General features: G+C 60.5%; 16 protein-coding genes and 1 pseudogene. 9 read left to right on the forward strand and 8 right to left on the reverse strand.

Annotated features, from left to right (window positions below):
* The 4 genes from dnaA to gyrB are packed head-to-tail and all read left to right on the forward strand — an operon-like array spanning position 1 to position 6206.
* Entirely contained in the window at positions 1–1518 is a 1518-nt protein-coding gene (gene dnaA, locus C4K27_RS00005; RefSeq protein ID WP_009041466.1) for a chromosomal replication initiator protein DnaA, read from the forward strand.
* A 38-nt stretch (positions 1519–1556) separates the two neighbouring features.
* Positions 1557–2660: a DNA polymerase III subunit beta gene (gene dnaN / locus C4K27_RS00010; protein WP_007924473.1), complete on the forward strand. Its 1104-nt coding sequence runs from the start codon at positions 1557–1559 to the stop codon at positions 2658–2660.
* Positions 2661–2680: 20 nt separating this feature from the next.
* Entirely contained in the window at positions 2681–3784 is a 1104-nt protein-coding gene (gene recF, locus C4K27_RS00015) for a DNA replication/repair protein RecF (RefSeq protein WP_007924472.1), read from the forward strand.
* Positions 3785–3788: 4 nt separating this feature from the next.
* Complete coding sequence (gene gyrB, locus C4K27_RS00020) at positions 3789–6206, forward strand: DNA topoisomerase (ATP-hydrolyzing) subunit B (protein ID WP_007924471.1); 2418 nt, start codon at positions 3789–3791, stop codon at positions 6204–6206.
* A gap of 54 nt (positions 6207–6260) precedes the next feature.
* Here the strand turns inward: gyrB and C4K27_RS00025 are convergent, their stop codons facing one another.
* Both C4K27_RS00025 and C4K27_RS00030 read right to left on the reverse strand, forming a co-directional pair.
* Positions 6261–6824, reverse strand: coding sequence for an N-6 DNA methylase (locus C4K27_RS00025; RefSeq protein WP_081002352.1), 564 nt, complete (start codon positions 6822–6824; stop codon positions 6261–6263).
* Between the two features lie 11 nt (positions 6825–6835).
* Positions 6836–7954: pseudogene (locus C4K27_RS00030) on the reverse strand (NADH:flavin oxidoreductase/NADH oxidase family protein); the annotation flags it as partial.
* Positions 7955–8113: 159 nt separating this feature from the next.
* Here C4K27_RS00030 and C4K27_RS00035 point away from each other — a divergent pair.
* A complete protein-coding gene (locus C4K27_RS00035) occupies positions 8114–8938 on the forward strand; it encodes an alpha/beta fold hydrolase (RefSeq protein ID WP_053263213.1) in 825 nt (274 codons plus the stop codon).
* A 458-nt stretch (positions 8939–9396) separates the two neighbouring features.
* On the opposite strand, the gene C4K27_RS00045 is transcribed toward C4K27_RS00035, so the two are convergent.
* Both C4K27_RS00045 and C4K27_RS00050 read right to left on the reverse strand, forming a co-directional pair.
* A complete protein-coding gene (locus tag C4K27_RS00045) occupies positions 9397–9723 on the reverse strand; it encodes a hypothetical protein (protein WP_125737953.1) in 327 nt (108 codons plus the stop codon).
* Positions 9724–10546: 823 nt separating this feature from the next.
* Entirely contained in the window at positions 10547–11263 is a 717-nt protein-coding gene (locus C4K27_RS00050; protein ID WP_007921041.1) for a response regulator transcription factor, read from the reverse strand.
* 231 nt (positions 11264–11494) lie between these two features.
* Here C4K27_RS00050 and C4K27_RS00055 point away from each other — a divergent pair, with 231 nt between their 5' ends.
* The 4 genes from C4K27_RS00055 (at position 11495) to C4K27_RS00070 (ending at position 16286) form a co-directional block, all read left to right on the forward strand.
* Entirely contained in the window at positions 11495–11779 is a 285-nt protein-coding gene (locus tag C4K27_RS00055; RefSeq protein WP_053263215.1) for a hypothetical protein, read from the forward strand.
* A 304-nt stretch (positions 11780–12083) separates the two neighbouring features.
* Entirely contained in the window at positions 12084–12773 is a 690-nt protein-coding gene (gene aqpZ, locus C4K27_RS00060; RefSeq protein WP_007921032.1) for an aquaporin Z, read from the forward strand.
* Positions 12774–12971: 198 nt separating this feature from the next.
* On the forward strand, positions 12972–13958 hold the full coding sequence (locus C4K27_RS00065; RefSeq protein ID WP_053263216.1) for a FecR family protein: 987 nt from the start codon (positions 12972–12974) through the stop codon (positions 13956–13958).
* 12 nt (positions 13959–13970) lie between these two features.
* A complete protein-coding gene (locus tag C4K27_RS00070) occupies positions 13971–16286 on the forward strand; it encodes a CHASE2 domain-containing protein (protein ID WP_053263279.1) in 2316 nt (771 codons plus the stop codon).
* Positions 16287–16457: 171 nt separating this feature from the next.
* Here C4K27_RS00070 and C4K27_RS00075 read toward each other — a convergent pair whose 3' ends face one another.
* From C4K27_RS00075 to glyQ, 4 genes are all read right to left on the reverse strand, one after another.
* A complete protein-coding gene (locus tag C4K27_RS00075; RefSeq protein ID WP_053263217.1) occupies positions 16458–17228 on the reverse strand; it encodes a lysophospholipid acyltransferase family protein in 771 nt (256 codons plus the stop codon).
* A gap of 83 nt (positions 17229–17311) precedes the next feature.
* A complete protein-coding gene (gene gmhB / locus C4K27_RS00080; protein ID WP_009041473.1) occupies positions 17312–17845 on the reverse strand; it encodes a D-glycero-beta-D-manno-heptose 1,7-bisphosphate 7-phosphatase in 534 nt (177 codons plus the stop codon).
* 7 nt (positions 17846–17852) lie between these two features.
* Positions 17853–19907, reverse strand: a complete 2055-nt coding sequence (glyS, locus tag C4K27_RS00085; RefSeq protein WP_007921024.1) for a glycine--tRNA ligase subunit beta — start codon at positions 19905–19907, stop codon at positions 17853–17855.
* Positions 19904–20857, reverse strand: a complete 954-nt coding sequence (glyQ, locus tag C4K27_RS00090; protein ID WP_003177094.1) for a glycine--tRNA ligase subunit alpha — start codon at positions 20855–20857, stop codon at positions 19904–19906. Before glyQ ends, glyS begins: the two co-directional genes overlap by 4 nt.
* Positions 20858–20871: the final 14 nt, after the last annotated feature.

A 20871-nucleotide genomic window follows, 5' to 3' on the forward strand; every position in this document is an offset into this window, starting at 1 on the left:
GTGTCAGTGGAACTTTGGCAGCAGTGCGTGGAGCTTCTGCGTGATGAGCTGCCTGCCCAGCAATTCAACACTTGGATCCGTCCGCTACAGGTCGAAGCCGAAGGCGACGAGTTGCGTGTATACGCACCGAATCGTTTTGTTCTCGATTGGGTCAACGAAAAGTACCTGGGCCGCGTGCTCGAGCTGCTGGATGAGCATGGCAATGGCATGGCGCCGGCGCTTTCCTTATTAATAGGCAGCAAACGCAGTTCCGCTCCTCGTGCGGCACCCAATGCTCCGCTGGCCGCCGCGGTTGCTTCTCAGGTTCAGCAGGCAGCTGCCGCCCCGGTCGCTGCGCCGGCTCCGGCCGCACCGACCAAACCGGCGACCCAGAAAGCCGCCGAAGTCAGCGAAGAACCCTCTCGTGACAGCTTCGACCCGATGGCGGGGGCCAGCTCGCAGCAGGCTCCAGTACGCGCCGAACAGCGCACCGTTCAGGTGGAAGGTGCGCTCAAACACACCAGTTACCTGAACCGCACCTTTACCTTCGAAAACTTCGTGGAAGGCAAGTCCAACCAGCTGGCCCGCGCCGCGGCCTGGCAGGTAGCCGACAACCCCAAGCATGGTTACAACCCGCTCTTCCTTTATGGGGGCGTAGGTTTGGGTAAGACCCACTTGATGCACGCTGTGGGTAACCACCTATTAAAGAAGAACCCGAATGCCAAGGTCGTGTACCTGCATTCCGAGCGCTTCGTGGCGGACATGGTCAAGGCGTTGCAACTCAACGCGATCAACGAATTCAAGCGTTTCTACCGTTCGGTGGATGCGTTGCTGATCGACGATATCCAGTTCTTCGCCCGTAAGGAGCGTTCCCAGGAAGAGTTTTTCCACACCTTCAACGCCCTGCTCGAAGGCGGCCAACAGGTTATTCTCACCAGTGACCGCTATCCGAAGGAGATCGAAGGCCTGGAAGAACGCCTGAAATCGCGCTTCGGCTGGGGCCTGACGGTGGCGGTAGAGCCACCGGAACTGGAAACCCGCGTCGCGATCCTGATGAAGAAAGCCGACCAGGCCAAAGTCGAACTGCCTCACGATGCGGCGTTCTTCATTGCCCAGCGGATTCGCTCCAACGTGCGTGAGCTGGAGGGTGCGCTCAAGCGTGTCATCGCCCACTCGCACTTCATGGGGCGCGATATCACGATCGAGTTGATTCGCGAATCGCTGAAAGACTTGCTGGCCCTGCAGGACAAGCTGGTCTCTGTGGATAACATTCAGCGCACTGTCGCCGAGTACTACAAGATCAAGATCTCCGATCTGCTGTCCAAGCGTCGCTCGCGTTCTGTCGCGCGCCCGCGCCAGGTAGCCATGGCCTTGTCCAAGGAACTGACCAACCACAGCCTGCCGGAAATCGGCGATGTGTTTGGCGGCCGCGATCACACCACGGTCTTGCACGCATGCCGCAAGATCAATGAACTTAAGGAATCCGACGCGGACATCCGCGAGGACTACAAGAACCTGCTGCGTACTCTGACCACTTGATGACTCCAGCGCAGCTTATTAAGGCAAGGGACTAGACCATGCATTTCACCATTCAACGCGAAGCCCTGTTGAAACCCCTGCAACTGGTCGCCGGCGTCGTCGAACGTCGTCAGACCTTGCCGGTACTTTCCAACGTGCTGTTGGTTGTCGAAGGCCAGCAACTGTCGCTGACCGGTACCGACCTGGAAGTCGAGCTGGTCGGTCGCGTGCAGTTGGAAGAGCCGGCGGAGCCAGGCGAAATCACTGTCCCGGCGCGTAAGCTGATGGACATCTGCAAGAGCCTGCCGAACGATGCGCTGATCGACATCAAGGTCGACGAGCAGAAGCTGGTGGTCAAGGCTGGCCGTAGCCGCTTTACCCTGTCCACTTTGCCGGCCAACGACTTCCCGACCGTGGAAGAAGGCCCGGGCTCGCTGACCTGCCAGCTGGAGCAGAGCAAGCTGCGTCGCCTGATCGAGCGCACCAGCTTCGCCATGGCCCAGCAGGACGTGCGTTATTACCTCAACGGCATGTTGCTGGAGGTCTCCGCCGGCATCATCCGCGCCGTGGCCACCGACGGTCACCGCTTGGCCATGTGCTCGATGCAGGCCGATATCGGTCAGCCGGATCGCCACCAGGTGATCGTACCGCGCAAAGGTATCCTGGAACTGGCCCGCCTGCTCACCGAGCCGGATGGCATCGTCAGCATCGTGCTGGGTCAGCACCACATTCGTGCTACCACCGGCGAGTTCACCTTTACCTCCAAGCTGGTCGACGGCAAGTTCCCGGACTATGAGCGCGTGCTGCCGAAGGGCGGTGACAAGCTGGTACTGGGCGACCGTCAGGCGCTGCGTGAGGCCTTCAGCCGTACCGCGATTCTGTCCAACGAGAAGTACCGCGGTATCCGTCTGCAACTGGCCAACGGTCAGCTGAAAATCCAGGCGAACAACCCGGAGCAGGAAGAGGCGGAAGAAGAAGTAGGCGTGGAATACAACGGCGGCTCGCTGGAGATCGGCTTCAACGTGAGCTACCTGCTCGACGTGTTGGGCGTGATGACCACCGAACAGGTACGCCTGATCCTGTCCGATTCCAACAGCAGTGCGCTGGTGCAGGAATCCGACAACGATGACTCGGCCTACGTTGTCATGCCGATGCGCCTGTAATCATGCTCAGCAGAAGCTAGATGTCCCTCAGTCGCGTCTCGGTCACCGCGGTGCGCAATCTACACCCGGTGACCTTCTCCCCCTCCCCCCGCATCAACCTCCTCTACGGCGCCAACGGCAGTGGCAAAACCAGCGTGCTGGAAGCCATCCACTTGCTGGGGCTTGCTCGCTCGTTTCGCAGTGCCCGTTTATTGCCGGTGATCCAGTACGAACAACTCGCTTGTACGGTGTTCGGTCAGGTCGAGCTGGCAGAAGGCGGACATAGCAGCCTGGGGATATCTCGCGACCGGCAGGGCGAATTCCAGATCCGTATCGACGGGCAGAACGCCCGCAGCGCCGCGCAACTGGCGGAGATCCTACCCCTGCAGTTGATCAACCCGGACAGTTTCCGCCTGCTGGAAGGTGCTCCGAAAATCAGGCGCCAGTTCCTTGATTGGGGCGTGTTCCACGTGGAACCCCGCTTCATGTCAACCTGGCAGCGCTTGCAGAAGGCCCTGCGGCAGCGGAACTCATGGCTGCGGCATGGTACACTTGACGCCGCTTCGCAAGCAGCCTGGGACAGGGAGCTGTGTCAGGCCAGCGCTGAAATTGATGAATACCGCCGCGCTTATATCAAAGCCTTGAAACCAGTCTTTGAGCGGACCTTGAGCGAGCTGGTAGAGCTCGAGGGCTTAACGCTTAGCTATTACCGTGGTTGGGATAAAGAGCGAGAGCTCAGTGCAGTGCTCGCGACATCCCTCCATCGTGATCAGCAAATGGGTCATACCCAGGCCGGCCCCCAACGTGCTGATTTGCGTCTCAGATTGGGCGCACACAACGCTGCGGACATCTTGTCCCGCGGTCAGCAGAAGTTGGTAGTCTGTGCCTTGCGGATCGCCCAGGGGCATCTGGTCAGCCAGGCCCGGCGCGGTCAGTGTATTTATCTGGTGGATGACTTGCCGTCCGAACTGGATGAGCAGCATCGCCGCGCACTTTGTCGCTTGTTGGAAGACTTACGCTGCCAGGTGTTCATCACCTGTGTAGACCACGAATTATTGAGGGAAGGCTGGCAGACGGAAACGCCAGTTGCCCTGTTCCACGTGGAACAGGGCCGTATCACCCAGACCCACGACCATCGGGAGTGAAGGCATGAGCGAAGAAAACACGTACGACTCGAGCAGCATTAAAGTGCTGAAAGGTTTGGATGCCGTACGCAAACGTCCCGGTATGTACATTGGTGACACCGACGATGGCAGCGGTCTGCACCATATGGTGTTCGAGGTGGTCGATAACTCGATCGACGAAGCTCTGGCCGGCCATTGCGACGACATCAGCATCATCATCCACCCGGACGAATCCATTACCGTGCGCGACAACGGTCGCGGCATCCCGGTAGACGTGCATAAAGAAGAAGGCGTTTCCGCAGCCGAGGTCATCATGACCGTGCTGCACGCCGGCGGTAAGTTCGACGATAACTCCTACAAAGTATCCGGCGGTCTGCACGGTGTGGGTGTGTCGGTAGTGAACGCCCTGTCCGAAGAACTGGTCTTGACCGTTCGCCGCAGTGGCAAGATCTGGGAACAGACCTACGTTCACGGTGTGCCTCAGGCGCCTATGGCTATCGTCGGTGACAGCGAAACCACCGGTACCCAGATTCACTTCAAGGCTTCCAGCGAAACCTTCAAGAACATCCACTTCAGCTGGGACATCCTGGCCAAGCGGATTCGTGAACTGTCCTTCCTCAACTCCGGTGTTGGTATCGTTCTGAAGGACGAGCGCAGCGGCAAGGAAGAACTGTTCAAGTACGAAGGCGGCTTGCGTGCGTTCGTTGAATACCTGAATACCAACAAGACTGCGGTCAACCAGGTGTTCCACTTCAATGTGCAGCGTGAAGACGGCATTGGCGTGGAAATCGCACTGCAGTGGAACGACAGCTTCAACGAAAACCTGCAGTGCTTCACCAACAACATTCCGCAGCGCGACGGCGGCACCCACCTGGTGGGCTTCCGTTCGGCACTGACGCGTAACCTGAACAACTACATCGAACAGGAAGGCCTGGCGAAGAAGCACAAGGTCGCCACCACCGGTGACGATGCCCGCGAAGGCCTGACCGCGATCATTTCGGTCAAGGTGCCGGATCCGAAGTTCAGCTCCCAGACCAAAGACAAGCTGGTGTCTTCCGAAGTGAAGACCGCGGTCGAACAGGAAATGGGCAAGTACTTCTCCGACTTCCTGCTGGAAAACCCGAACGAAGCCAAGCTGGTGGTCGGCAAGATGCTCGACGCCGCCCGTGCCCGTGAAGCGGCGCGTAAAGCCCGTGAGATGACCCGTCGTAAAGGCGCGCTGGATATCGCCGGCCTGCCGGGCAAACTGGCGGACTGCCAGGAAAAAGACCCTGCTCTTTCCGAACTCTACCTGGTGGAAGGTGACTCTGCTGGCGGCTCCGCCAAGCAGGGACGCAACCGTAAGACCCAGGCGATCCTGCCGCTCAAGGGCAAGATCCTCAACGTCGAGAAAGCGCGCTTCGACAAGATGATTTCCTCGCAAGAGGTCGGCACCTTGATCACTGCACTCGGTTGCGGCATCGGCCGCGAAGAGTACAACATCGACAAGCTGCGTTATCACAACATCATCATCATGACCGACGCCGACGTCGACGGTTCGCACATCCGTACCCTCCTGCTGACCTTCTTTTTCCGTCAGTTGCCGGAGCTGATCGAGCGTGGCTACATCTACATCGCTCAACCGCCGCTGTACAAGGTCAAGAAAGGCAAGCAAGAGCAATACATCAAAGACGACGACGCCATGGAAGAGTACATGACGCAGTCGGCCCTGGAAGATGCGAGCCTGCACCTGAACGAAGAAGCACCGGGTATTTCCGGCGAGGCGCTGGAGCGCCTGGTGAACGACTTCCGCATGGTCATGAAGACCCTCAAGCGTCTGTCGCGCCTGTACCCTCAAGAGCTGACCGAGCACTTCATCTACCTGCCGGCCGTGAGCCTGGAGCAACTCTCCGATCACGCGGCGATGCAGGATTGGCTGGCCCAGTATGAAGTCCGCCTGCGCACCGTCGAGAAGTCCGGCCTGGTCTACAAGGCCAGTCTGCGTGAAGACCGTGAACGTAATGTCTGGCTGCCAGAGGTCGAACTGATCTCCCACGGCCTGTCGAACTACGTCACCTTCAACCGCGATTTCTTCGGCAGTAATGACTACAAGACCGTCGTCACCCTCGGGGCTCAACTGAGCTCCCTGCTGGACGAAGGCGCTTATATTCAGCGCGGCGAGCGCAAGAAGGCAGTGACCGAGTTCAAGGAAGCCCTGGACTGGCTGATGACCGAAAGCACCAAACGCCACACCATCCAGCGATATAAAGGTCTGGGTGAGATGAACCCGGACCAGCTGTGGGAAACCACCATGGACCCAAGCGTGCGCCGCATGCTCAAGGTCACCATCGAAGACGCCATCGGCGCCGACCAGATCTTCAACACCCTGATGGGTGATGCGGTCGAGCCTCGTCGCGACTTCATCGAAAGCAACGCCCTGGCGGTATCCAACCTGGACTTCTGACCCGGTGTCGATGGGCACATTAAGTGTCGCGAGTGGGCGGGTTATTGTCGCTCTCTAATGAAAGCCCCCGGCCTCGTGCCGGGGTTTTTCTATGTATTGATCTATAAATATGGCCCCATGGTCGATCAATTTATTGGTGGGCTGAATGGACAGTGCCGCGCTCAGTTTGCATATCTCTTCATCCGGCAGGTATCGACTAACTTCAAGGTTGCAATCGTCTGGCACAATCTCGCTAACGGCGATTTTGATCGCCATCGGATTGTTCACGGTGCTCAGTAACTGTGGAAGCTTGGTCAGTTCAGTGCGTTTTTCGGGGCCGCTAGCGGTGAACTCATCTGTCACCTTCACGAATCGAATGGAGTCGGATGGTTTCACCGTATTGAGAATCATCACTGAAGCAGCAGTCGAAGATCCGGAGAACAACCCGTCGGGTAGGCCGATGACGGTGTGGATCATCCGCTTGTGAAGCAAAACCTTGGTTTTTTGCCCCCGGCGCTGATACAGCTTGCTCAACTCGGAACTGTTGCATTTCACGCTCAGGCAATGGTGCTCATGCGTGGATTTTTTCGACCGTAATGTTTCTGCTTTTGATGCACGCCGCCTAGGTGCTTCGATCATCAGTCATGCCTCGGCGCGCGACCACGGCTGAGAGCGCGCATCTGGTACTTGATGCTGGCCATGTAGGCGCGGGCCGCCAGCAGCTTGTGCTTCCAGCGGATCATCGGCAGGCGGGCCTGCATGCCCTGATGGTCGCGCCAGACCTTGGGCAGTTGCGGATAGATGGCCAGGGCCGAGGCCATGCCCACCATGGCGACGCCGTCGGCAATCACACGCTGTGCCACCTCGCGCCGGCTGATTCCACCGGTGACCATCAGCGTCATTCGCGCGCAGGTCACCATATCGCGGGCGAATTCTAGGAAGTACGCCTCGCGGGCCAAGGTCCGGCCGTCGCGTGTGTCGCCCTGCATGGCCGGCGCCTCATAGCTGCCACCGGAGAGTTCCACCAGGTCCACCGGCCGCTCATTGAGCATCTCCAACATTCGTCGTGCGTCGTGGACATCGAAGCCGCCGCGCTGGAAATCCGCAGAGTTGAGCTTGACCGCCACGCAGAAGGTCGGCGCCACCTGCGCGCACACCGCGCGGATAATCTCCAGCAGCAGGCGGGCGCGGTTCTGCACCGAGCCGCCCCAGCGGTTGCTCAGCGGCGAGAGGAACTGGCTGAGCAGGTAGCCATGGGCGGCATGAATCTGCACGCCGGTAAAGCCGGCCTGCTCGGCGAGCACGGCGGTGTGGGTGAAGCGACGGACAACCTCAGCGATGTCCGCCTCGATCATCTCCCGCGGCACCTGGAACATCCGCGACAGGGCACCGAGCTTCAGCGCCACCGCCGACGGCGCCATGGTTGGCTGACCAAGGCTGGCGAGCATCTGCCGGCCGGGGTGGTTGATCTGCAACCAGAACTGCGCGCCCCGGCTGCGCCCAGCCTTGGCCCATTACGTGAAGTGCTGCAGTTGCCGGTCGCTTTCCAGCACCACGCCGCCCGGGCCGGTCAGCGCGTGGCGGTCGACTATGACGTTGCCGCTGAGGATCAACCCAGCGCCGCCGTCGGCCCAAGTCTGATACAGGCACAACAACGCTTCGGAGGGAGCATGTTCGGCATCGCTCATATTCTCCTCCATCGCCGCCTTGCACAGGCGGTTGGGAACAGTGGCACCGTTGGGCAGTTGCAGCGGGTCGAAGAGGTTCATGGGACAGAACTCGATCGGTGAAGTTCTCGCAAGCCTAGGTTTAAAGCCAGGTTTAAGATCAAGCGACATTTCGCCATCGGATCGGGTGGTATTCACGCGCTACGTCGGGGCTGTCGGCAGCCTATGCTGCACGCTCTCCATACGCGCCGAGGGCCTAGCATGAACCAAGAACGCCTTGAACACAGAACCCTGCCGACGGTGCTCGGGCAGTTGCGCGTGCGCGTCGGCGGGAACGGACCGGCGATCCTGTTTTGGCCCAGCCTGTTGATGGACGGTACGATGTGGCAGGGGGTGGCGGAGCGGTTGGCCGAGCGCTACCGGGTGGTGCTGATCGACCCACCCGGTCACGGCGGCAGCACGGCGCTCACACGCCATTTCGACTTTTCTACCTGCGCCGAATGCATCGTCCAGGTCATGGACGGGCTGGGCATCGATCGCGCCCATTACGTCGGCAATTCATGGGGCGCGATGATCGGCGGGACCTTCGCCGCGCGTTACCCGGGGCGGGTGGGCGTGGCCGTGCTGATGAACGGCACGGCCTCTCCTTGCGGCCCTGCCCAGCGCCTGCAATTCAGGCTGATGGTGTCGCTCGGACGCCTGCTGCGGGGCATCCGCGGGCCGCTGCGTACCAGCGCGACGGCGGCGTTCCTAGGACCCACCAGTCGCCGCGACCGGCCCCAGGTGGTGGCCCAGGTCCGCGCCGCGCTAGCGCGGGTCGACTTCCGCTCGGTGCGTTGGGCAGTGGAAAGTGTGGTGATCCGCCGCCCATCTCAGGACGCGCTGCTGCGCACGGTCCGCACGCCGGTGATGGTCGTGGCCGGCATTGAGGACGCGACCTTCCCCGTGGCCGAGACCCGTGCTATGGCGCAGGTGATTCCGGGGGCGTCATTCGTGCTAATGCAAGGCGCGGCGCACCTGGCGGGGCTCGAATGTCCTGGCGAGGTCAGCAAGTTGATCGAGGCATTTATTCGGCGGCAGGGATAAGGGGCTACTCGCCTGCTCTCTGTGTAGAAGCTATTGGAACCTGGGCAGTTTTCAGTCGGCAGAACAGCCTTTACTGGGTCAGTTTTCGGTCAGCGGCAACACTGGACACTTCCTGGTAATAAAAGGGTAGCTTTCAACGAACTTGTTACCGCATTGCAGCAGCATTGGCTGTTCCTCGCTCCCCGCTATCCCCACGTTGAGGATATACAGGTCATCGGTATTGACCTCACCAAGCGAGGAGCAGAAGTGCCCAAACCCAAGAAGGAAAGTTCGCCTCGCAAGAAGAAGGCGTCAACGGGGACGCTTTCGGAATGACGTAACTCTATCATCTGAATCGCCCCTGGTTTCTAGACATTCAAGCCATGGTTGGAGAGTGCCTTAATGCTAGCGAAGCCTGACCTGACGCTAGCTATTCAGGCTCTCTTGGGCACTAATCCCACGGTTTGGACAGGCAAAGCTCATGGTTTTTTTGATTGAAACCAAGCGGTGAGATAATTTGCACCAATAGCGCCGACAATCGCCGGAAACATAACGACCCAGAGGGCCAGATGCTTTTGGGCGTTCGATGCTACTTCTTCTGTCAGAGTGCCCTGGCTCTGCAAAGCTTTAAAAAGAGGCGCAAAATCCGTCATCATCCCTAGCATCAGTGTTGCGTTTGCGACCAAGGCAAGGCCGGCTATCAATGTCCAAATGCGCCAAGGCTGCATGCCTTTCACTGCACTTAGGATTATAAATGCTGGTGCCACGCCCAAAACGACGCCAAGCATGCTCGGTAGACTTTCCATTCTCACCTCATATCTATCGGATCGATTATCGCCCAAAGTACACACTGCCCTAAGCGGTGAAGCTCAGATAATGCTGGGCTTGCTCGTGAGCATACTACGCCTTAACTGTATATAAACACATACTGTATTAATATCCATTTGTGCAGACTGTCGTGCATGAAAGTAGGTATATCCGGGGCTGTCGTCATTTTCATTCCGGGAGCGAATCTCACATGATTTCCATCAATCACGATACCCCAAGGTTAAAGCCTCCAAGCCAAACAATGAGGCGCCTATAGGAGGTGCCACACGAACAGCTGCGCCAGCCCGAAGAACTAAAAAAGGCAGATGGTCAATAAGTGATCGAAAGTAGCTTCTGTCTCGGAGATGGCTGTGCAATCGGGTGTGTCCGTTCACAGCCTCTATGTCTGAATCAAGCGCTATCCATGCCCAAGGATCAGTACGTTCAGGAGGACGATTAGTGCGTTGAGCTTCGCTACTGCGTATTGAGCTAAAACGGGGGAACGGAGTTGTGTGACATCTTTAAAAAGCTGCCGCGTACCTTGCCTAGAGTGGCTGACATGAGCCTTTATTAAGCTACGGGGATTGGCCTATTGGCTGTAGCGTCTCCGCCCCCATGACGCGGTGTGCCCCATGTTCCACGTGGAACCAACTATTGTGTGAGACGAGTAGGCTGACTCACAAAAAAGGTGATTCTTCACCAGTGTTTGCTGGGGCTCCCGAACCATCTATTTTGTGAACCTACATCCGGGTTGCATCGCCGAAATAAAAAAGGCCAACGCTCAGCGTTGACCTTTTTTATTGCCTGGTTAAAAGGGGCGCCCTACTCGGCCGCCGAAACACTTTCCAGGCGATAGCCATAACCATAGATGGTCAGCAACTGCCAGCCACGATCCGCGGTCAACCCCAGCTTGTTGCGCAAGCGGTAGATGTGAGTGTCCAGGGGACGGGAGGAGACGATTTCCTCGTGGGTCCAGAAACGTTCGTAGAGGTATTCCCGGGATAACGGCCGACCCAGGTTGGCGAACAGGCAGCGGGCCAGGCGGTACTCGCGTTCGGTGAGGCTGATCGGGCTGCCGGCACGGGTTACGGTCAGCTCGGCGTCATCGAAGGCCAGGTCGTTGAAGGTTTGCACTTCGACGGCTGCCGATCGCTGCAAGCCGTGACGCCGCAGGACGGCGGTTACCCGTGCCTTGAGTTCGTTGGGGCGGAAAGGTTTGCTCACATAGTCGTCGGCACCGGTGTTCAGGGCCTGGACGATATCGCTCTCGGCATCGCGGCTGGTGAGCATGATGGCCGCCGGTGGCGCCTCCATGTGTTCACGGGTCCAGCGCAGCAACGACAGCCCGCTGAGGTCCGGCAGCTGCCAGTCGAGAATCAGCAGGTCGAAGGTTTCGCGCCGCAGCTGCCGCAGCAGATCCTCGCCACGCTCGAAGCTGTGCAGCGTCCATGGCTGTTCCCCGGGGCCGGGGATCTGTCGCAGTGTCTGTTCCACCCGCGCCAGTTCGGCGGGCTCGTCATCCAGTATTGCGACACGCATGCGGGGCAGTTCCTTTTATCGCGAGAGAATGCTGATTGCTTTATTTGAGGCCTTACCTGGCGCTGAGTTTAGGCTGATCAGACGAATCTGAACAATTGTGGCGAATTGCTCTGGTTCATACCTTTGCTCGGTACGCTGATGTCATATAGCCGGTAGCCGACAGGAGCACTGTCCATCCGGCCTGCATTCATTGCAGAACGATACCGGCTCGAACGTGCAAGGAAAAGGACTATGGGGAACATCCTGGGGAAGGGGCGGTTGCTCTACGCAGGCATTGCGCGGGCAGCGGACCTGGCTCGATTTATCGTACTGATGCTCGCGGCTTGCCTGAGCCTGGGTTCGACCGCGGAGCAGCCTGCGCTGCCGTCTTCGGACTACGCCTTGCCGGTGCAGCGCTATTTCAGCCCATCCGTAACCACTATCGGATTCAGCGATTCCCAGGGATTCGCCCCGATCAGCGCGCCACAGATGACCCAGCCTATGGTCTATCAGGAGCAGCAGCGTTGGGTGTTCTAGATCAGACAATTCTGAACAAATATTGCAAACCGGCCCGGCCTCCACACCATGCCGGTAAATTCGTAGTCGCTGAGTGGCACACAGGGGCATTCGGAAGTGCTCCGACACAGGGAGTGTCAACCGCCGGATTGGCGGGCGTCAGACCGAGGCTTGGCCTCGATTTGCAGTACAGGGGAATACAGGGAGTGCCTCCTCAGGACGTAATGCTTCGACACAGGGATGTGTCATCCCTCCTCTCCCGCGCGGCCCCACGGCGGCGCCAGCCAACAAACAACTCCTCATTTTTTATCTGTGAAGGCCTCTGATGAAGACATTCGGCGCTGAGTTTTTCGGTACGTTCTGGTTGGTCCTGGGCGGGTGCGGGAGCGCCGTTCTGGCGGCCGGCGTTCCGCAGTTCGGGATCGGTTATCTGGGGGTAGCCCTGGCCTTTGGCCTGAGCGTCCTGACCATGGCTTACGCACTGGGTCCGATTTCCGGGGCTCACCTCAACCCCGCGGTCTCGGTTGGCCTGTGGTTGAGTGGGCGTTTCCCGGGTAGCCGGCTGCTGCCTTATATCGTCGCCCAGGTTCTCGGTGGACTCGCCGCGGGTGGCGTGCTGTTCCTGATCGCTTCCGGCAAGGTCGGTTTCGACGCGTCGGCGGGCTTCGCGGCCAATGGCTATGGTGAGCACTCGCCTGGTGGTTACTCGATGTTTGCTGCGCTGTTGACCGAAGTTGTGCTCACGGCGATGTTCCTCCTGATCATCCTGGGTGCCACCGCCAAGCGTGCTCCAGCCGGTTTTGCTCCGATTGCCATTGGCTTGACGCTGACCCTGATCCACCTGATCAGCATTCCGGTCACCAATACCTCGGTCAACCCGGCCCGCAGCACTGCGGTAGCTTTCTTCGCCGGTGAGTGGGCAGTGTCCCAGCTGTGGCTGTTCTGGGTAGCACCTCTGTTGGGCGCAGGGCTGGGAGCCCTGGCCTATCGGTTGATCTCCATCGAGCGGGACTGACCTGTGCGGCCGGATGCGCCGATTCGCATCCGGCCGGCATGGAGCCAAACAGCGCAGCCGCTCTCCAGCGGTTGTGCTGTTTATCCCGTAAGGGAATGACCCTGGCCGGCCTTGGTTCGAGAGGTATGGTCAGAACGCTAACAATGCAGTTCTAATGGCACGGACTTCAGAAGAGCGCGACTACGGACCTATGAACCCATGACCTCCTTGCACATCCGCCACCGGGCCATGCTCGTGTCGTTTCTTCTCGGTAGCGCACTGGCCTTTTCCACGGTGCAGGCTGCCGTTGCAGCACCCAAGCGCCCTCCCTATATCGATGAAAACCAGCAATGCCGTGGCCAGCCGTTGCCGGCGACGGTCGAGCACCTCACGGGCGAAGCCTGGAAGCTGGATGCCAAGGGCAACCAGGTACCCCTGGAAGAAGGCATGAGCGTCGATGAACTCGAAGGGGTGAAGACCTCGCCTTCGGCATTCGTCAGCCTGTCCCTGGGCGATGGTTCGCTGGTGGTACTGCCCTCCAGTTCCCAAATCACCCTGCACCTGAACGAAGAACATGCGATCCCCCAGGTCGCGCTCGAGCAGGGGCAGATCGAATCCTATGTCATCAAGCGCCCGAGCGATTACGACCGTTTCCAGATCGTCACGCCGATCGGCGTGCTGGGCGTACGCGGCACGCACTTCCGGGTGCGTAACGACGATCAGCTGTCGCTGGTGGAAGTGCTCAACGGCCAGGTAGCGGTCAACCGCGAAGATGACGAAGCGCCGAAAAAGACCAAGGGCAAGAAACGCCCTGTGGATAAACCGGTCGGGCCGGTTCCCGGTGAAGTCCAGGTCATGGCTCGCCAAGGTTTGCGTATCCAGAAAGAAGGCCCGTTGAAACCAGTCGATCTGTTGCCTGCACCGCAACTGATGGGCCAGGCGGGCCAGACGGGCGATCTGCCGGTCTGGCAGCTGATCATGAAGCCCTTGCCGGGCGCCAAGCGTTACCGGGCCCAGGTGGCGACTGACAAAAGTTTCCTCAATATCAAGCAGGAACAGTTCTCCAGCACGCCGGAAGTCAACTTCAGCGGCCTGGAAGCGTTTTTTTATCATGTCCGCCTTTCTGCTTTCGATGAGCACGGACTCGAAGGAGAGACGGGCGTCTATGACATCTTCTATTACCCCAGGACCACGCGTGTTCAGTAAGTGCGCGGCGGTTTGTCGGTGAGGCGCTGGCGCCGACCCGAGGGCCGGGAGCCGACGCAAGCCCAGCGACTGTTTGGCGGTCTGGTGCGGGAATGGGCATGGGTCAGCCTGATCCTGCTGCCCTTGACCGCCCTGCTGTCGTTGAGCCACGGGCTGGCGCTGAATAACCTGCTGTATGACAACCTGCGGCGGCTCAGCCCGCTGCTGGTCGATTCGCGGCTGCTGCTGATCACCATCGACGACTACAGCCTGCAGCAGCTGGGCCAGTGGCCCTGGCCGCGCACCCTGCACGCCGACCTGCTGGATCGGCTGACGGCGGCCAAGGTCCAGGGTGTGTTGTTCGACGTGATCTTCAGCGAACCCGACAGCGTTCCCGAAAACGATCAACGACTGGCCCAGGCGGTCTGCCGCGAGGGCAAGGTATTCCTGCCCCTGCTGCGCGAGAGCGTGGCCCGCTACGGCCAGCCGCTGGGCGAGATCGAACCGGTGCCGCCGTTGAGTCAGTGCGCCAAGGCGGTCGGCCATATCAATGCCGAGGCCGACGCCGACGGCACGGTTCGCAGCGTCTATCTGCGCGAAGGCCCACCGCAGGCACCGAAGGCGCAACTGGCCTGGCTGCTTTATCAACAGGCATACCCGGGCACGGCCCTGTCGATGCCCGGTTCGGACACCGCGCAGATCGCCCAGGGCTGGCTGCGCAGCAACCCAGTACGCATCCCCTTCATCAGTCCCCATGCCGGTTTCCCCAGTGTTCCCTATGTCAGCGTATTGCGCGGCGAAGTCCCGCCGGAGCTGTTGCGCGACAAGCTGATCCTGATCGGCACCACCGCGCCCGGCCTGGGTGACCGCTATGTCACCCCGCAGTCGGCCAGTGTCGGCACCACCCCAGGTATCGAGATCCAGGCCAACCTGCTCAATGGCTTGTTGCAGCAGCGCACCATCGTCGCTCTCGGGCAATGGCCGGTCGCGGCGCTGTCGGTGCTGCTGGTGGCGGCCTTGCTGGGATTGCTGCTGGTGCGGCCGCGGCATGCGTTGTGGCTGACCCTGGCCTGCATGGCGGCTGCCCTGCTCGGTTCGGCCGGGCTGCTGCGTCTGGGGCTGTGGTGGCCACCGGTGGCCAGCCTGTTGGGGATGTTGCTGGCGTACCTGATCTGGAACTGGCGCCGCCTGAGCGTGATCCTGGCCTACTTCGGCTGGGAGCTGGCGCGCCTGGACAGCGAGCCTAAGGTGCTGCCCGAACGCCGACGCACCCAGGCTCCCGCAGGGGATGTGCTGCAGGGGCAGATCGTGGCGTTGGAACAGGCCTTGAGTCGCACCCGCGACACCCGCCGCTTCATTGCCGATGGCCTGGAATACCTGCCGGTGGCCACCCTGATCAGCGATCCGGACGGTCGCGTGCTGCTGGCCAACCGCAATGCTCGCGAAGTGTTCGGCAACGCGCTGATCGGCGAGGACCTGGTCCGGCAGTTGGCCGGCCTGGGTTATCCCGGTTTGCAGGACGAGCAACGCCCTGCCCTGTCGCAACTGCAGCCTGTGGAATTTCGCGATATCGAGCAGCGCAGCCTGCGCGTGGACCTGGCGCCCCTGCTGCCGATCGACAGCGATACGCCGATCGGCTGGCTGCTGAGCCTCACCGACCTGAGCCTGGAACGGGACGCCGAACAGCAGCGGGCAACCCTGTTGCGCTTCCTGTCCCATGACCTGCGCGCGCCTCATTCGGCGATCCTGGCCTTGCTCGATGTACAGCGGCACCAGGGCTCGGGCGACACGCGGATCTACAGTCAGATCGAACTCCAGGTGCGTCGCGCCCTGGGGCTCACCGAAGCCTTCGTGCAACTGGCGAAGGCCGAGTCCGAGGCCTATCAGTTCCAGCCGAGCATGTTCGCCATGCTGGTGCTGGACGCGTTCGACCAGGCCATGACCATCGCCCAGCTGAAAAACATCCAGCTGGTGCATGACCTCGACGATGATGCCGAAGGCATGGTGCTGGCCGATCAGTCCCTGCTGACCCGGGCCTTGTTCAACCTGCTGGAAAACGCCATCAAGTACAGCCCGTCGGGCTCGACTGTCCGGGTGCAAGTCGCGTGTACGGAAGGCTGGCTGACCTGCGATATCACCGACCAGGGCAAAGGCATTGCGGCCGATGAACTGCCGCAGCTGTTCGTGCAGTACCAGCGCTTCGCCTCGGCCCAAGGCAGCGAAGGCCTGGGGCTGGGGTTGTCGATGGTCAAGGCGGTGGTCGACCGGCATGAAGGGCGGATTGTCTGCCGTAGTGTGGTCGGCGAGGGGACGACCTTCAGCCTGCAATTACCTCTGCTCACGGACTGAATATCGACAGGCGAAAAAAAAACCGGCTCCAGGCCGGTTTTTTCGTATCCAGAAAACTTATGCACCTTTTCCGGTATTTTATGGGTTTATGAAATATGTATATAAATCATATAGTTATGGATTTTATATAGCGATTTCCAATAAAACGGTACACAGGTTATCCACAGAAACTCAAATGGCCATTTTGTCCGGCGCCGCGGCTACCGGAGGCAGCGAACCCATGTCCCGCTGCGCCTGCTCATTCCAGGCCGCGACCCGGTCGTTGAGCTCGGCGATGGCCCGTGGACCGGAGCCTTCGGCGTACATCGGCGCACCAATCACCACGGTGATAGTGCCGGGGTGCCTGAGCCAGCCGGTCTTCGGCCAGTATTTGCCGGCGTTGTGCGCTACCGGCAGCACCGGCAAGTCGGCATTGACCGCCAGGGCGCTGCCGCTGCGGGAGAACTTGCCCATCTGGCCGTAAGGCACCCGGGTGCCTTCCGGGAAGATCAGCACCCAGACATTGTCCTTGAGCAGCTCGTCGCCCTTGCTGGCGACCTGCTTGAGCGCGGCCTTGGGATTGTCGCGGTCGATGGCGATCGGACGCAGCATGGCCATGGCCCAACCGAAGAACGGCACATACAACAGTTCACGCTTGAGCACCTGGCTCAGCGGTTCGAAATAGGCCGAGAGAAAGAACGTCTCCCAGGTGCTCTGGTGGTTCGAGACAATCACGCAAGGACGCTCGGGGATATTTTCCGCGCCCTTCACTTCCACGTTGATCTTGAGAAACACCTTGGTCAGCCACAACGCGCAGCGGCACCAATAGACGTTGATAAAGCGATAGCGCGCCTTGAACGGCAGGAAGGGCGCGATAAAAAAGCTCAGGGAGCACCACAGCAACGAACTGGTGCCCAGCAGCAGGTAAAAGAAGAAGGTTCTGATTGCCTGCAGGATCGACATAGCGGCGTTTACCGTTGCGGGCATTGCCCGCCTCTAAAAAAGCGCACTCCCGAACAATCCTTGGTCAGGATCTCAGAAGGACTCTAATTGTGGATAAGTTCAGCGGCAACTGCCGCCAGGTCGTCAAAAATCAAGGTGCCTACCGGTAGGGTTTTCCCCAGGGTCTTTTCGCCTTTCCCGGTCTTTACCAAAACTGGCTGAGAGTCGACGGCTTTTGCGGCTTCCAGGTCACCGAGACTGTCGCCCACAAACCATAGACCAGCCAGATCCACTGCGTAGTGCCGGGCAATGGTCTGCAACATGCCGGGCTTGGGTTTGCGGCAGGCGCAACCTTCGTCCGGGCCATGGGGGCAGTACACGATGAGGCCGAGTTCGCCGCCCTGCTCGGCCACCAGAGCGCGCAGGCGCTCGTGCATGGCGTCGAGGGTGGCGACATCGTAGTAACCGCGAGCGATGCCCGACTGGTTGGTAGCGACTGCTACCGTCCAGCCGGCCTTGCTCAACTGCGCGATGGCTTCGACCGAGCCGGGGAGCGGAATCCACTCCTCCACCGATTTGATGTAAGCGTCGGAGTCGTAATTGATCACTCCGTCCCGATCGAGAATCAGCAGTTTCACGTACGCCTTACCCCAGCAACGAGATGTCGGCGACACCGAGGAACAGACCTCGCAGACGTGCCAGCAGCGCGTAGCGGTTGGCCCGCACGTTGGCGTCTTCGGCGTTGACCATCACCTTCTCGAAGAAGGCGTCGACCGGCTCGCGCAGGGCGGCCAGGCGGGCCAGGGTCTCGCTGTACTGACGCGCCGCGGCCATTGGTTGCACGGCCTGGTCCGCTTGCTGGATCGCCGAGTACAGGGAGAACTCGTTGGCGTTGTCGAAGTACTTGGCTTCCACGGTGGTCGGCACGCTGCCTTCGACCTTGCTCAGCAGGTTCGAGACGCGCTTGTTCACCGCAGCCAATGCGGCGGCTTCCGGCAGCTTGCGGAAGGCTTGCACGGCCTGCACGCGCTGGTCGAAGTCCAGGGCCGAACCCGGCTTCAGGGCACGGACCGACAGGTAGGTGGCGACATCCACGCCTTCGTCTTCGTAACGGGCACGCAGACGGTCGAAGATGAACTCCAGGACCTGATCGGCCAGGCCGGCGCTCTTGACCTTGCTGCCGAACGCGCTGACGGCGAACGCCACGGCTTCGGTCAGGTCCAGGTCGAGCTTCTTGTCGATCAGGATGCGCAGCACGCCCAGCGCGGCACGACGCAACGCGTACGGGTCCTTGCTGCCGGTTGGCAGCATGCCGATGCCGAAGATGCCGACCAGGGTGTCGAGCTTGTCGGCGATGGCCACGGCGGCACCGGTGACGGTGCTTGGCAGCTCGGCGCCGGCGCCACGCGGCATGTATTGCTCGTTCAGCGCCAGGGCGACGTCTTCCGGCTCGCCGTCATTGAGGGCGTAGTAGTAACCGGCGATGCCTTGCATTTCCGGGAACTCGCCGACCATTTCGGTGGCCAGGTCGCACTTCGACAGCAGGCCCGCACGCGCGGCACGCTGGGCGTCGCCGCCGATGCGCGGAGCGATGAACGCAGCCAGTTTCGAGACGCGCTCGGCCTTGTCGTAGACGCTGCCCAGCTTCTCCTGGAACACCACGTTCTGCAGGCGCTGGTTGAAGTCTTCGAGCTTCTGTTTCTTGTCCTGCTTGAAGAAGAACTCGGCGTCGGTCAGGCGTGGGCGAACGACTTTCTCGTTGCCCTCGATGATCTGGCGCGGGTCCTTGCTTTCGATGTTGGCCACGGTGATGAAACGCGGCAGCAGCTTGCCGTCGACGTCCAGCAGGCAGAAGTATTTCTGGTTGTCCTGCATGGTGGTGATCAGGGCTTCCTGCGGCACTTCGAGGAAACGCTCCTCGAACGAGCACACCAGCGGCACCGGCCATTCCACCAGGGCGGTCACTTCGTCCAGCAAATCGGCTGGAACGATGGCGGTGCCTTCCTGCAGGCGCGCCAGTTCTTCGGTGCGCTTGCTGATCAGCTCGCGACGCTCGTTGGCATCGGCCAGCACATAGGCGGCACGCAGGTCGTCCAGATAGTTGGCCGGCGAGGTGATGCGCACGCTTTGCGGATGATGGAAGCGGTGGCCACGGGAGTCGCGACCGGCTTTCTGGGCGAGGATGGTGCAGTCGATGACCTGGTCACCCAGCAGCATCACCAGCCATTGGGTCGGACGCACGAACTCTTCCTTGCGCGCGGCCCAACGCATGCGTTTCGGAATCGGCAGGTCGTTCAGCGAGTCTTCGACGATGGTCGGCAGCAGGCTGGCGGTCGGCTTGCCCTTGATGCTCTGGCTGTAGCGCAGCTTCGGCCCGCTCTGGTCGATTTCGCTCAGGTCCACGCCACATTTCTTGGCGAAGCCCAGGGCGGCCTGGGTCGGGTTGCCTTCGGCGTCGAAGGCGGCCTGGCGCGGCGGGCCGTCGAGGTTGATGCTGCGATCCGGCTGCTGGGTGGCCAGGCCGCTGATCAGCACTGCCAGGCGGCGTGGCGCGGCGTAGACATGTTTGGTTTCGAAGTTCAGGCCGGCGGCCTGCAGGCCTTTTTCGATACCGCCCAGGAAGGCTTCGGCCAGGGTGTTCAGGGCTTTGGGTGGCAGTTCTTCAGTGCCCAGTTCAACCAGAAAATCTTGCGCACTCATTGTGCCGCCTCCAACTTAGCCAACACTTCATCACGCAGGTCCGGGGTTGCCATCGGGAAGCCCAGCTTGGCGCGGGCCAGCAGGTAGGCTTGCGCGACGGAACGCGCCAGGGTGCGCACACGCAGGATGTACTGCTGGCGTGCGGTCACGGAGATCGCGCGACGGGCATCCAGCAGGTTGAAGGTGTGCGAGGCCTTGAGGACCATTTCATAGCTCGGCAACGGCAGCGGCTGATCCAGCTCGATCAGGCGCTTGGCTTCGCTTTCGTAGAAATCGAACAGTTCGAACAGCTTCTCGACGTTGGCGTGTTCGAAGTTGTAGGTCGACTGCTCCACTTCGTTCTGGTGGAACACGTCGCCGTAGGTCACCTTGCCGAACGGACCGTCGGCCCAGACCAGGTCGTAGACCGAATCCACGCCTTGCAGGTACATGGCCAGGCGTTCCAGGCCGTAGGTGATCTCGCCGGTCACCGGGTAGCACTCGATGCCACCGGCTTGCTGGAAGTAGGTGAATTGAGTCACTTCCATGCCGTTGAGCCAGACTTCCCAGCCTAGGCCCCAGGCGCCGAGGGTCGGCGATTCCCAGTTGTCTTCGACGAAACGGATGTCGTGCACCAGCGGGTCGAGGCCGACGTGCTTGAGCGAGCCCAGGTACAGCTCCTGGAAGTTTTCCGGGTTCGGCTTCAAGACCACCTGGAACTGGTAGTAGTGCTGCAGACGGTTCGGGTTCTCGCCGTAGCGGCCGTCAGTCGGGCGACGACTGGGCTGCACATAAGCGGCGTTCCAGGTTTCCGGGCCGATGGCGCGCAGGAACGTGGCGGTATGGAAAGTGCCGGCGCCTACTTCCATATCGTAGGGCTGAAGTACCACACAACCTTGCTCGGCCCAGTATTGCTGGAGGGCGAGGATCAAGTCTTGGAAGGTACGCACGGCTGGCGTAGGCTGGCTCACGAAATTCACCTGTT

Origin of the sequence: Pseudomonas chlororaphis subsp. chlororaphis (genome assembly GCF_003945765.1) — a bacterium.
Classification (GTDB): Bacteria; Pseudomonadota; Gammaproteobacteria; order Pseudomonadales; family Pseudomonadaceae; genus Aquipseudomonas; species Aquipseudomonas chlororaphis.

Bases quoted from the DNA above. Each gene is read 5' to 3' on its own strand.
- C4K27_RS00050 (WP_007921041.1), bottom strand. From the start codon at position 11,263: ATGCGTGTCGCAATACTGGATGACGAGCCCGCCGAACTGGCGCGGGTG.
- dnaN (WP_007924473.1), top strand. From the start codon at position 1,557: ATGCATTTCACCATTCAACGCGAAGCCCTGTTGAAACCCCTGCAACTG.
- glyS (WP_007921024.1), bottom strand. From the start codon at position 19,907: ATGAGTGCGCAAGATTTTCTGGTTGAACTGGGCACTGAAGAACTGCCA.
- gyrB (WP_007924471.1), top strand. From the start codon at position 3,789: ATGAGCGAAGAAAACACGTACGACTCGAGCAGCATTAAAGTGCTGAAA.
- C4K27_RS00025 (WP_081002352.1), bottom strand. From the start codon at position 6,824: ATGATCGAAGCACCTAGGCGGCGTGCATCAAAAGCAGAAACATTACGG.
- recF (WP_007924472.1), top strand. From the start codon at position 2,681: ATGTCCCTCAGTCGCGTCTCGGTCACCGCGGTGCGCAATCTACACCCG.
- C4K27_RS00065 (WP_053263216.1), top strand. From the start codon at position 12,972: ATGACCTCCTTGCACATCCGCCACCGGGCCATGCTCGTGTCGTTTCTT.
- C4K27_RS00075 (WP_053263217.1), bottom strand. From the start codon at position 17,228: ATGTCGATCCTGCAGGCAATCAGAACCTTCTTCTTTTACCTGCTGCTG.
- C4K27_RS00055 (WP_053263215.1), top strand. From the start codon at position 11,495: ATGGGGAACATCCTGGGGAAGGGGCGGTTGCTCTACGCAGGCATTGCG.
- C4K27_RS00045 (WP_125737953.1), bottom strand. From the start codon at position 9,723: ATGGAAAGTCTACCGAGCATGCTTGGCGTCGTTTTGGGCGTGGCACCA.
- C4K27_RS00035 (WP_053263213.1), top strand. From the start codon at position 8,114: ATGAACCAAGAACGCCTTGAACACAGAACCCTGCCGACGGTGCTCGGG.
- aqpZ (WP_007921032.1), top strand. From the start codon at position 12,084: ATGAAGACATTCGGCGCTGAGTTTTTCGGTACGTTCTGGTTGGTCCTG.